Origin of the sequence: Pseudomonas sp. R1-15 (genome assembly GCF_051132085.1) — a bacterium.
Lineage (GTDB): Bacteria > Pseudomonadota > Gammaproteobacteria > Pseudomonadales > Pseudomonadaceae > Aquipseudomonas.
This window is the reverse complement of record NZ_CP071660.1, coordinates 5,849,637-5,862,068: the sequence shown is the minus strand read 5'-3', so window position 1 is coordinate 5,862,068 and position 12,432 is coordinate 5,849,637. Positions and strand designations below refer to the sequence as shown.

Sequence of the window (12,432 nt, the reverse complement as noted above, 5' to 3'; positions counted from 1 at the left end):
CTAACGTTCGTTTTTAAGGTGAAAAACCGTCAAAACCGAGTGTTTGAGAACCATTGGCATTGGTGATTGCCCGTCGGCGAGTCATAATGCCCCGCGCCTACCACCTTGCAGAGTCTAGGGAGTCAGCTTGTCTACGCCTGTCGAACCCTTGCGTTTGCTGTTATTGGCCGAAACGCCTGAGTGGTCAGCGATATTGCGCGAGTGCCTGGCGCCCATGGGCCCCTCGGTCGTGTTGCTCAGCGCCCCGAGCTGGGAGTCGGTCAGCAGCCTGTTCGAAGACAACCGCAATGCGGTCCTGTTGACTATCGCCGCTTTGCAGCCGGCGCCCGGTCGTTGCCGCCTGCCAACGGTCCTGTTGCTTGAGCACGAACCGGCGACTCCCCCGGACGGCGTCAGCGACTGGCTGGTGCGTGACGTACTCGATGAGGCGACGCTGCGTCGTTGCCTTCGTCATGTGCGCGAGCGCGGGGTGCTGGAAAATACTCTGCAACGGCTCGCCGAGCAGGACCCGTTGACCGGCATCGCCAACCGCCAAGGCTTCCAGACCCTGCTGGCGGCACGCCTGGCTGAAAACGAAGGCCGTGGCCTGGCGCTCGGCCATCTGGATCTCGATAACTTTCGTCACGCCAACGACGCGCTCGGTCATCAGGCCGGCGACCGTCTCATCCTGCAGGTGGTCTCGCGGCTCAAGGGCGCGCTGGAAGTCGGTGATCAACTGGCGCGGCTGGGCAGCGACGAATTCGCCCTGCTGATCGATACCCGCCGCGCGCCCCAGCGGGCCGAGTGGATGGCTGAGCGCATCACCGAAGCCATGGCCGAACCCTACTGGGTCGATGGCGAGAGCCTGCTGATCGGCTGCAGCCTGGGGATCGCCCACGCCCGCGCCCAGGCCGGTGCCGACCCGCTGATGTGGCACGCGCATATCGCCATGCAGCAGGCCAAGAGCACGCAAGGCTGCACCTTTCATATCTTCAATGAACGCATCAATCGCAACGCCCGCAGTCTCGCCGACCTGGAAAGCGAACTGCGCCGGGCGCTGCGTCGCGACGAACTGGAATTGCATTACCAGCCGCGGCTGAACCTTGCCGATGGCACCATTGTCGGCCTCGAAGCCCTGGTGCGCTGGCGTCACGGCGAGCGCGGGCTGCTGCCGCCAAGCGAATTCGTGCCGCTGGCCGAGCAGAGCGGCCTGATCGTACCGTTGGGCTACTGGGTAATTTCCCGGGCGCTACGAGACATGCAGGCCCTGCGCGAGCGGGGCCTGGCGCCGCTGCACATGGCGATCAACCTGTCGTTCCGGCAATTCCAGGACAGCCAGCTGCTGCCGACCTTGAGTCGGTTGATCAGCGAACGGGGTGTCGAGGCCCAGTGGCTGGAGTTCGAACTCACCGAAACCGCCGTCATGCGTCGCAGCGAACTGGTCAAGCAGACCATGGATGCCCTGGGGCGCCTGGGCGTGCGGTTCTCCCTGGACGATTTCGGTACCGGATTTTCTTCGTTCGTGCACCTCAACAGCCTGCCCATCACCCTGCTCAAGATCGACAAGAGTTTCGTTGGCGGCATGGAGCAACGTGAAGAGAACCGCAAGCTGGTGCATGCGATGATCAACCTGGCCCATAACCTCAATCTTGAAGTCGTGGCCGAAGGCGTCGAGACCCATGAACAGATGGATCTGCTGCGGGGTTTCGGTTGCGATCAGGTGCAGGGCTTCCTGATCAGCAAGCCGCTGCCGTTGGTGGAGTTGGTTGAATACCTGGCGTTTGAAGGTGGCCAGGCGACGCAGGAAATCGTGAGCTGACACAAACCCTGTGGGAGCGAGCCTGCTCGCGAAAGCGGGGTGTCAGCCGGACATCCACCAACTGACACACCGCCTTCGCGAGCAGGCTCGCTCCCACAGGGGAAATGTTTCACTTCGCCTGGATCGCTTCGAAATTCTGCTGCTCCGGCTCGCTGCGAATCATCCGCTTCATCTTCCACTCGAATGCCCACGTCAGGCTCACCGCCGCGCACGCCAGCCCCAGGGCCAGGCCCCACCAGACACCAGTCGGCCCCCAGTTCAAATGAAAGGCCATCCACCAGGCAGCGGGCGCGCCAATCAGCCAGTAGCAACCCAGGCCTACCAGGAAGGTGGTCTTGGCGTCCTTCAGGCCACGGATACAGCCCATGGCAATGGTTTGCGTACCGTCGAACAGCTCGAACCACGCCGCCACGGCCAGCAGGCTCACAGCCAGGTCGATCACCGGGCGGAACGCCGGGTCATCGTGATCCAGGAACAAACCGATCAGTTGATTGGGCAGCAGCCAGAACACCATGGCGAAGGCCAGCATCGCCGCTGCGCCAAAGCCGATCCCGACCCGTCCGGCCAGGCGCGCCATGAGCAATTGCCCAGCGCCGTAATGCTGGCCGATGCGCATGGTGATCGCGTACGACATGCCCGCCGGAACCATGAATGCCACCGAGACGATTTGCAGAGCGATCTGGTGCGCAGCCAACGGCGTGCTGCCCATGGTGCCCATGCACAGCGCGGCGAACGCGAACAGCCCGACTTCCACGGCGTAGGTACCACCAATCGGCAGGCCCAGGCGCCACAGTTCCTTGAGGTATTGGCGATTGGGCCGCGACAGGCCTTCAAGTAATGGATAGGCGCGGTAGGCCGGGTGCCGGTGGATGTGCCAGGCGAGCACCAGGGCCATGCAGTTGGCAACAATCGCCGTCACCAGGCCGATCCCCATCAGGCCGAGCTTCGGCAAGCCGAACATGCCGGTGATGAGCGCGTAGTTGAGCAGGAAGTTGGCCACCGTGCCGCCGAGGCTGATCACCATGACCGGAGTGGCCCGGCCGATCGCGCTGGTAAATCCGCGCAGGGCCATGAAACTCAGGTAGCCGGGCAGGGCGAACGGCAGCACCAGCAGGAACTGGCCGGCGGCGAGGACGTTGGTTTCAGTCTGGCCGAACAACAGCAGCACCGGCTTGAGGTTCCACAACAGCAACCCGGCCACCAGCGCCATCAACCAGGCCAGCCATAACCCGGCCTGGGTCAGCCGGGTGGCGCCTTCAATATCGCCAGCGCCCTGGCGGATCGCGACCAGCGTACCGACTGCAGCGATCACGCCGATGCAGAAAATCGACACGAACGAGTAACTCGCCGCCCCCAGACCGCCACCAGCCAAGGCTTCCGGACTCAGGCGCGCCATCATCAAGGTGTCGGTCAGCACCATCAGCATGTGCGCCAGCTGCGAAGCAATCAACGGCCCCGCCAGCCGCAGGATGGCCCAGAGTTCGGTACGCACCGGATGCCGCATGATCATCACGCTCCATGTTCAAACAAGGCAGTAAGGCGTCGATTCTCGGCGCTTGCGGTGGTTTGCACAAAAGGATAAATCCGATTGCTGGCATGATTAAAACTCATGCTGGGCGAATCTTCTGATAGGGTTCGAAAAAAGCCACAGGAGCCTTTCCGATGTCTCGTCGCCTTCCTCCTCTTTATGCGTTGCGCGCATTCGAAGCGGCGGCGCGATACAGCTCGTTTACCCGGGCCGCTGAAGAACTGTCGATTACCCAGAGCGCGGTCAGCCGGCACATTCGCACGCTTGAGGAACACTTCGCCTGTCGGCTGTTTCAGCGCAGCGGCCGCAACCTGCAACTGACCGAGGCGGCACGCCTGCTGCTGCCGGGCGTGCGAGAGGGGTTCATGGCGCTGGAGCGTGCTTGCCATACCTTGCACGGCGAGGACGGAATTTTGCGCATGAAGGCTCCGTCGACCCTGACCATGCGTTGGTTGCTGGCGCGCCTGAGCCGCTTTCGGCATCTGCAACCCGGCAACGAAGTTCAATTGACCAGCGCCTGGATGGACGTCGACTCGGTGGACTTCAACACCGAGCCGTTCGACTGCGCGGTTCTGCTGGGCAACGGGCACTTTCCGGCGGACTGGGAGGCCAGTCTGCTGTTCCCCGAGGAGCTGATTCCGGTCGGCGCACCGACTCTGCTCAACGACCAACCCTGGGACGTGGCGCGGCTGGCCAGCGCCGAGCTGTTGCACCCCACGCCGGATCGCCGGGATTGGCGCAACTGGTTGCAGCGCATGGGGCTGGCGGACAAGGTCTCGCTCAAGGGCGGCCAGGTATTCGATACGCTGGAACTGGGCATGATCGCTGCCGCGCGGGGCTATGGTGTCTCCATGGGCGATTTGTTGATGGTCGCCGAGGACGTTGCCCAGGGACGCTTGAGTCTGCCGTGGCCTACGGCTGTTGCCAGCGGCGAGCACTATTACCTCGTCTGGCCGAAGACCCGGCCTGGAGGTGAACGTTTGCGCAGGCTCAGCGATTTTCTCCAGGGCGAGGTAAGCGCCATGCAACTGCCCGACGTGAAACGCCTGGCCTGAAGGGACAAACAGGCCCCGCTGGCGACTTGGCTTTATTCCTTCCAAAGCGCTCAAGTATTCGGTTTTGCGGCCGAATCCGTGAACATAGAACCTTCGTACAGAAAGGGCCCACACCTCAAAAAATTGAATGCCGAGCGTGCGACGTGATCAGGATGATCCAGTCTCTCGGCCAGGAGCCGTCATGTCTCAACCCCGCGCCCGGATCGCCTCACAGCTAGGCCTTGCCCTTGCCGTGATACTGGCGGTCGTGATTTCCGGCAGTACCGTCTTCGCCTTGCGTTCACTGGACGCCGCCAACCTTTCCACTCGTGAAGAGCACCTGGCCAGCGAAGCGCGCCTGATGGCCGACCAGCTCAATACCTTCCATAGCACCTTGCGCGAGAGCACCCAGCGGTTGGCGGGGCTGTTTGAAAAGCGCTTCAGCGCGGGTCTGAGCGTGCATCCGGACCAGTCGGTGACGGTGGCGGGCGTGCAGACGCCAGGCTTGAGCCTGGGCAGCGAAGTGTTGAACAACAACTTCAAGGAAGTGGACGAGTTCAAGGCGATGACCGCCGGCGTGGCGACTATATTCGTGCGTAGCGGCGACGACTTCATCCGCGTCAGTACCTCGGTGAGCAAGCAGGACGGTACGCGGGCCATCGGCACCGTACTCGACCGCGCGGGCCCGGCGTACGGCCCGGTGATCAGCGGGCAGAGCTACATCGGCCGGGCCTTGCTCTTCGGTCGTTTCTACATGTCGCAATACACGCCCGTTCGCGACGGCAGCGGCAAGATTATTGCCGTGTTGTATGTAGGATTCGATTACACCGATGCGCAGAATGCGCAATTCGACAACCTCAAGCGCTTCCGCATCGGCCAGACCGGTTCCCTGGCGCTGTTGGACGAACAGAACAAATGGTTGGTACCGCCAGCGGGTGTGCAGGCGCTGGACAACGCCACCGCGGCTATCACCGGTTTGATCAAGAAGCCGGGCAAGGGTGCGTTCTGGGAAGACACCGCAGAAGAATTCTACAGCGTCGCCGTGCCGTTCGAGGGCGGGCCGTGGGCGGTGGTGGCGAGCATGCCGAAAACCGAAATCAACGCAGTAACCTGGAACGTCGGTACGCAACTGGCCATTGGCAGCCTGCTGGCAATGTTGCTGGCGGTCGGCGCGGCGGTGTGGCTGTTGCGTAGCAAACTGGCGCCCTTGGGCGATCTGGTACGTCAGGCCGAAGCGCTGGGCGCCGGCGACCTGAGCGTGCGTCTGAACGTATCCAGCCACGATGAAATTGGCCAACTGGCCCGTGCCTTCAACCAGATGAGCCAAGCCTTGTCGACCATGGTCGAGCATATCCGCAAGGCCTCGCAGGAGGTCAACAGTCGTGCCCAGGCGTTGTCCGGATTGTCCAGCGGTGCGTATGAAGGGATGGAGCAGCAGTCCGGCGAAATCACCAGCATGGCGGGCGCAGTGGAAGAGTTCAGCGCCACCTCGTTGAACATCGCCGATAACATGGGCAATACCGAGCGTCTGGCCCAGGACAACGCCCAGCAGACCCGCATCGGCCGTACCTCGATGGACGAAGCTTCGTCATCGCTGGAACAGATCGCTGGCGCGTTGAACAGCACGGCCACGGTCATCAACACCTTGGGTCAGCGCTCCCAGGAAATTGGCGGCATCGTCGGCGTGATCACCTCGATTGCCGAGCAAACCAACCTGCTGGCCTTGAACGCTGCCATCGAAGCCGCGCGCGCGGGTGAACAGGGCCGTGGTTTTGCCGTGGTGGCCGACGAGGTCCGTAGCCTGGCGTCGCGTACCCGCCAGGCCACTGACGAAATCTCTGGCATGATCAACAGCATCCAGCAGGAAACCGGCAATGCCATCAGTACGATGGAGAAGGGCAACCTGCTTATGCAGGAAGGCTTGTCGCGCAACGCCAACGTCGCCTCGGCCCTGGCGCGCATCGACGAGCAAAGCCGCTCGGCCGGCCAGCAGTTTGCAGCGATCACCACGGCCACCCAAGAGCAGAGCAGCACCGCGACCTTGCTCAGCAGCAACCTGCAAAGCATCGCGATGGCCAACAGCGAACAACGCGAAGTAGTCTCGAACCTGGCGATCACCGCCAAGGAACTGGAAAAACTGGCGCAGGACCTGCGCAAAGAGGTTGATCGGTTCCGCTGAGGCTTCCTGCGGCAATATCACGAGCAAGCTCACCCAGCACTACTGTGGGAGCGAGCTTGCTCGCGATGACGGCTGACCAGCCACATCTCTATCAACTGACCCACCGCTTTCGCGAGCAGGCTCGCTCCCACAATGATTCCAGGTGGGACGCAGAGATGATTCCGCCGCAACTCCCCTGTGGGAGCGAGCCTGCTCGCGAAGGCGGCCTTCCAGCCACATCGCTGTCAGCTAACCCACTGCTATTCCGAGCAGGCTCGCTCCCACAATGATTCCAGGTGGGACGCAGAGATGTTCCGCCGCAATTCCCCTGTGGGAGCGAGCCTGCTCGCGAAGGCGGCCTTCCAGCCACATCGCTGTCAGCTAACCCACTGCTATTCCGAGCAGGCTCGCTCCCACAATGATTCCAGGTGGGACGCAGAGATGTTCCGCCGCAATTCCCCTGTGGGAGCGAGCCTGCTCGCGAAGGCGGCCTTCCAGCCACATCTCTATCAACTGACTCACCGCTTTCGCGAGCAGGCTCGCTCCCAAAAAAAGCTGCCTGATTCTGTAGGCACGCTCCTTTTTGCGGTTGATTGCTGTTTTTCGGCTTGCTGAAACGTTTCTTCAAGTCTATAAAAACCGCACAACTCCAATAAAAGGTCGTTTCCATGACTCCGCTCAAACTCCTCGTTGCCCTCAGCGCCCTCGGTGCTGCCTCCCACGCCATGGCCTGGGATTATGTCCTGCTCGATACCGACAAGGCCGCACAGCCCTGGCAAATCACCAGTCAGCAGCTCGGTGTGAAGACCGACAAACCGTTTTCCGTGACGATGCGCACCCTGCACGGCGGTCGCCAGGAAGGCGTCAGCATCGTCGATATCGACAACGGCACGATGAAACTCTCGGTCGTCCCGACCCGCGGCATGAATGTGCTGCAGGCCTCGGTCGGCGATGTCCGTATGGGGTGGGATTCGCCGGTCAAGGAAGTGGTCAATCCGGCATTCATCGAGCTCAATGGCCGGGGCGGCTTGGGTTGGCTGGAAGGATTCAACGAGCTGGTCACCCGCTGCGGCTACGAATGGGTCGGTCATCCGGGCATGGACAATGGCGAGCTGCTGACCTTGCACGGCCGCGCGGCCAATATCCCGGCGAACAAAGTCACCCTGCACATCGATGAAAAACCGCCCTACGCGATTACCCTGCGAGGCGAGTTGAAGGAGCAGGCGTTCAAGAAAGTCGACTTTTCGGTGCAGACCGAACTGGTCACCGAACCCGGTAGCGTGACCTTCGCGCTCAATGACACGCTGACCAACAATGGCGACTATCCGAAGGAATACCAGGCGCTCTATCACAGCAACTTCAGTACGCCGTTCCTGGAGCAGGATGCGCGCTTCGCAGCACCGGTCAAACAGGTGTCGCCATTCAACGACAAGGCCAAGGGCGACCTGAAAGACTGGCAAACCTATCGGGCCCCAACCAAGGACTACGACGAAACCGTCTACAACGTCGTGCCTTATGCCGACGCCAAGGGCGATACGCTGACCGTATTGCACAACAAGGCCGGTAGCCTCGGCGTGTCGGTGGGCTTCAACACCGGGACGCTTCCAGTATTTTCCCTGTGGAAAAACACCGATACCCAAGGCCAGGGCTACGTGACCGGCCTGGAGCCGGGCACCAGTTTCTCCTACAACCGTCGCTATCAGCGACCACTGGGCCTGGTGCCGACCATCGCACCGAAAGAGCGCAAGCAATTCCAGATCCACTACAGCCTTCTGGCAAACAAGGTTGCCGTGGACAAGGCCCTCAAACGCATCGATGACATCCGGGGCGATCGGAAAACCGAGGTGCGCGATACCCCGTTGGTGGACCTGAGCAAGCCATAAGCGGTTCAAACCGTGGCGGGGCGATACTGCAGGGCTTCGGCCAGATGTTCGCGGCTGATTCGCTCCGCTTGCTCAAGGTCGGCCAATGTCCGGGCGACCTTGAGCAAACGATGGGCGGCTCGCAGCGACAGGGTCAGCCGTTCGCAAGCGGTTTCCAGCCAGGCTTCGTCGGTGGTGGACAGTTTGCAGTGCCGGCGCAGGCCCGGCAGATCCAGGAACGCATTGGCACAGCCTTGGCGTGCTTGCTGGCGTTCACGGGCATCGGCCACCCGTTCGGCGGCGGTGGCGGTGTCGTCCCCCGGTTCGCTCTTGGGGTTCAGTGCGGTGGCTTCCCGGGCCACGGTCAGGTGCAGGTCGATCCGGTCGAGCAGCGGGCCGGACAGTTTGTTGCGGTAACGCTGCACCATGTCCGGTGTGCAGGAGCAACGACCGCTGGGCTCGCCGAGATAGCCACACGGGCAGGGATTCATCGCCGCCACCAGCTGGAAGCGCGCCGGAAAGCGCACCCGGTCGCGGGCGCGGGATATCACGATGTGCCCTGACTCCAACGGTTCTCTCAGCACTTCCAGCACCTTGCGGTCGAATTCCGGCAACTCATCCAGAAACAGCACGCCGTGATGAGCAAGGGTGATTTCTCCCGGTTGCGGCTTGGACCCACCGCCCACCAGCGCTGGGCCGGACGCCGAATGATGCGGCTGACGGAACGGACGCTGCGGCCAATGGCTCAACGGCACGCAACTGGCGACCGACTGGATCGCCGCGACTTCCAGGGCCTCGCTTTCGGCCAAGGGTGGCAATAACCCTGGCAAACGGCTCGCCAGCAGCGTCTTGCCGGTACCGGGCGGGCCGCTGAACAACAGGTTATGGGCTCCTGCTGCCGCGATCAGCAAAGCACGCTTGGCCCCGGCCTGGCCCTGGACCTCACTGAGATCGGGGTAGGGCTTGCTGGCCGAAAGCAGCCCGTTGGAAACAAAGGGTTCGACCGGGGTGTGGCCATTGAAATGCGCCACCGCTTCGAGCAGGTGATTCACCGCGATCACTTTCAGTCCCGACGCCAGGCAGGCCTCCTCGGCATTCGCCCAAGGCACCACGAGCATGCGTCCAGCCTTGCGTGCCGCCAGCGCCGCGGGCAACACTCCGCGCACCGGTCGTACCGCCCCGGACAACGCCAGCTCGCCGAGGCATTCGACGTCGTCCAGCATCAGCGTCGGCACCTGCACGCTGGCCGACAGGATGCCAAGGGCAATCGCCAGGTCGAACCGCCCGCCGTCCTTGGGCAGGTCCGCCGGCGCCAGGTTCAGGGTGATGCGCCGCGCCGGAAAGCTGAGCCCCGAGTTGATGATCGCGCTGCGCACCCGATCCTTGCTTTCCTTCACGGCGGCTTCTGGCAGGCCGACCATGGTCAGCGATGGCAAGCCATTGGCCAGGTGAACCTCAACGGTAACGGCAGGAGCCTCGACCCCCACCTGGGCGCGGCTGTGGACGATGGCGAGCGACATGAAGCGTTCCTTGAATGAATAAAGAGCCGCGTCCTGCGGCTCTTTAAGACTAGTCGAGTGAAGCCGCGCGAGCCTGGCAATTGAAAGGTGAAATCTTGGCAGAATATTACCGAGGCGATGGGCGCGCTCTGGATACGAACGGTGTGGACCAAGGCTCTGCTACGCTGGATTTGTCTGATAGGCATCTGGCGAGATCAACGGCGTAGCGAGGAAGTGACGATGGATGATCTGTTGGCGTTGCTGACCGACAAGCGCTTCATGCCCCATGGGCATTGTTACCTGTGGCGCCCGGATCTGTTGTGGACCAATGTGATCGCCGACAGCTTGATCACCCTCAGCTATGTCTCCATTCCCTTTACGCTCATTTACTTCATCAACAAGCGCAAGGACGTTCCTTTCGACTGGATGCTGACGGCGTTCGGCGTGTTTATCCTCGCCTGCGGAACTAGCCATGTGATGGAGATCCTGACCATCTGGCAGCCGTATTATTGGTTGTCCGCCCTGGTGAAAGTGATCACTGCCATTGCCTCTGTGATCACCGCCATCCTTTTGATCCGGCTGGTGCCCGCTGCCTTGAAGATTCCCAGTCCGCGACAGCTGGCCAAGGTCAACGATGAGTTGCGCGAGGCTCAGGCCGAGCTGGTGACGACAGCTCGCCGGGCTGGCATGGCGGAAATTGCCACCAATGTGCTGCATAACGTGGGCAATGTGCTCAACAGTGTCAACGTGTCCGCCCAGGTTCTCTTCGATAAGGTGCAAACATCGAAGGGGCCGGGCGTCGCCAAGGTTGTTCAGCTACTGAAAGAGCATCCGGATGATCTCGGCGATTTCATCAGCAGCGATCCGAAGGGCCGTGCGCTACCGGACTATCTGGGCAAGCTGGCCGACGCGCTGGCGACCGAGCAGCAGGCCATGATTGCTGAGTTGACGCAACTGAGCCGCAGGGTCGACCACATCAAGGACATCGTCGCGACCCAACAATCCTATGCCGGTTACTCCAGCGTGCTCGAACCGGGCTTGTTGCGGGAGCTGGTCGAGGATGTGGTGCGTATCAGTGGCGTGTCGCTGGTGCGGCACAAGGTGACGCTGGTCCAGGAGCTCAACGATATTCCGATGATGTCGCTGGACAAGCACAAGGTTCTGCAGATATTGGTCAACCTGATCAATAACGCCAAGCAGGCGCTGGTTTCTGTCACCGATCGGCCATCGCACATCACCTTGCGACTGAAGGCCGTTGACGACACGCGTGTGCGGATAGAGGTCGAGGACAACGGCGAGGGCATCAGCGCGGAGAATCTGACGCGGGTGTTCGAGCATGGTTTCACGACGCGCCCCGACGGCCATGGTTTTGGCCTGCATAGCTGCATCCTCGCAGCCCATGAGATGGGCGGGGACCTGACGGTGCAGAGCGCGGGGCCGGGCAAGGGTGCGCTGTTTGCCTTGGAGTTGCCGATCACGCCCGTCCTGGGGCAGTCGCAGAAAACAGCGACTCGTTGACTGCTTATTGCGGCGTCGAATTCAGGCGCTCTTCCAGCTCGGCCACCTTCGCTTCGAGACTCTCCAACCGCGCCCGAGTTCGGGCCAGCACCACCATCTGGCTGTCGAATTCTTCCCGGCTCACCAGGTCCAGCTTGCTGAAGCCGCTTTGCAGCAGCGCCTTGAACTGGCTTTCGATTTCGCTTTTGGGCAGGGGGGTGTCGCCGCTCAACAGGCGGGAGGCGTGGCCGCTCAGGGCGTCGAGGATATCTTTGGGGGCAAGCATGGCAGGTGTCCTGGAAACGATGGGGGGCAGTGTATCACGCAGGGTCTATAGTCAATTCGCCAGGCGTGGATGCACGCTTTTCGCGCACTGCGCCGGGCGTCACCGCACCGTTGTTGTGCGTATCGCTCCGGTTCGTGGCGCGTGCCGGGCGGGCGCGGTGGTCAAGGGGTTGAAATCCGGGGGGTTGGGCACAGATGGCAAGCTTTCTGCTTAGTGGCTGATGACCCATGCACTGATGCAGTCGCTGTGACGAATGCAGTGCAGCAGGCGGAGCGGGGAGTTTCGTCAGGAGTAGTCAGCTGGCGCCAGTCGGGCAACTTGGGCCGACGACGCGTTACAAAGCCAGGCACTGCGCTTAGACTTGAGTCGGGTTTGTTTTCCTGGGGCAAGTCCACCAATTCGGGAGAGAGTTTCATGAAGCTAGTCACTGCCATCATCAAGCCGTTCAAGTTGGACGACGTGCGCGAGTCGCTGTCCGAAATCGGCGTGCAGGGCATTACCGTCACTGAAGTCAAAGGCTTCGGTCGGCAGAAAGGTCACACCGAGCTGTATCGCGGCGCGGAATACGTGGTCGATTTCCTGCCCAAGGTGAAGATCGACGTTGCCATCGACGACAAGGATCTTGATCGGGTCATCGAGGCGATTACCAAGGCCGCCAACACCGGCAAGATTGGTGACGGAAAGATCTTTGTGGTCAATCTGGAACAGGCTATCCGCATCCGTACCGGCGAAACCGATACCGACGCTATCTAAGCCGCCAAACCCCAACG

9 protein-coding genes are annotated in these 12,432 nt (G+C 61.8%); 6 read left to right on the top strand and 3 right to left on the bottom strand.

Features of this window, described 5'->3' with window-relative positions:
- Positions 1 to 127: 127 nt before the first annotated feature.
- The gene (locus J3P97_RS26600) at positions 128 to 1,798 is read left to right on the top strand and encodes a putative bifunctional diguanylate cyclase/phosphodiesterase (RefSeq protein WP_434673104.1); all 1,671 of its coding nucleotides are present in this window, start codon (positions 128 to 130) and stop codon (positions 1,796 to 1,798) included.
- A gap of 109 nt (positions 1,799 to 1,907) precedes the next feature.
- Here the strand turns inward: J3P97_RS26600 and J3P97_RS26595 are convergent, their stop codons facing one another.
- Entirely contained in the window at positions 1,908 to 3,302 is a 1,395-nt protein-coding gene (locus tag J3P97_RS26595; RefSeq protein ID WP_434674592.1) for a NorM family multidrug efflux MATE transporter, read from the bottom strand.
- 158 nt (positions 3,303 to 3,460) lie between these two features.
- On the opposite strand from J3P97_RS26595, the gene J3P97_RS26590 reads away from it, so the two are divergent.
- The 3 genes from J3P97_RS26590 to J3P97_RS26580 all read left to right on the top strand — a co-directional run bounded on the left by J3P97_RS26590 (position 3,461) and on the right by J3P97_RS26580 (position 8,401).
- Positions 3,461 to 4,381: a LysR substrate-binding domain-containing protein gene (locus tag J3P97_RS26590; protein WP_434602237.1), complete on the top strand. Its 921-nt coding sequence runs from the start codon at positions 3,461 to 3,463 to the stop codon at positions 4,379 to 4,381.
- 181 nt (positions 4,382 to 4,562) lie between these two features.
- Positions 4,563 to 6,539 carry a methyl-accepting chemotaxis protein gene (locus J3P97_RS26585; protein WP_434654747.1) on the top strand — a complete coding sequence of 659 codons (1,977 nt, stop codon included), beginning with the start codon at positions 4,563 to 4,565 and terminating at the stop codon, positions 6,537 to 6,539.
- A gap of 647 nt (positions 6,540 to 7,186) precedes the next feature.
- Positions 7,187 to 8,401 carry an aldose 1-epimerase family protein gene (locus J3P97_RS26580; RefSeq protein ID WP_434673103.1) on the top strand — a complete coding sequence of 405 codons (1,215 nt, stop codon included), beginning with the start codon at positions 7,187 to 7,189 and terminating at the stop codon, positions 8,399 to 8,401.
- A 5-nt stretch (positions 8,402 to 8,406) separates the two neighbouring features.
- On the opposite strand, the gene J3P97_RS26575 is transcribed toward J3P97_RS26580, so the two are convergent.
- Positions 8,407 to 9,900, bottom strand: a complete 1,494-nt coding sequence (locus J3P97_RS26575) for a YifB family Mg chelatase-like AAA ATPase (protein WP_434602234.1) — start codon at positions 9,898 to 9,900, stop codon at positions 8,407 to 8,409.
- Positions 9,901 to 10,131: 231 nt separating this feature from the next.
- On the opposite strand from J3P97_RS26575, the gene J3P97_RS26570 reads away from it, so the two are divergent.
- Complete coding sequence (locus J3P97_RS26570) at positions 10,132 to 11,397, top strand: sensor histidine kinase (RefSeq protein ID WP_434673102.1); 1,266 nt, start codon at positions 10,132 to 10,134, stop codon at positions 11,395 to 11,397.
- A 4-nt stretch (positions 11,398 to 11,401) separates the two neighbouring features.
- Here the strand turns inward: J3P97_RS26570 and J3P97_RS26565 are convergent, their stop codons facing one another.
- Positions 11,402 to 11,662, bottom strand: a complete 261-nt coding sequence (locus J3P97_RS26565; protein WP_434673101.1) for an accessory factor UbiK family protein — start codon at positions 11,660 to 11,662, stop codon at positions 11,402 to 11,404.
- A 414-nt stretch (positions 11,663 to 12,076) separates the two neighbouring features.
- Here J3P97_RS26565 and glnK point away from each other — a divergent pair, with 414 nt between their 5' ends.
- A complete protein-coding gene (gene glnK / locus J3P97_RS26560) occupies positions 12,077 to 12,415 on the top strand; it encodes a P-II family nitrogen regulator (protein WP_002555808.1) in 339 nt (112 codons plus the stop codon).
- Positions 12,416 to 12,432: the final 17 nt, after the last annotated feature.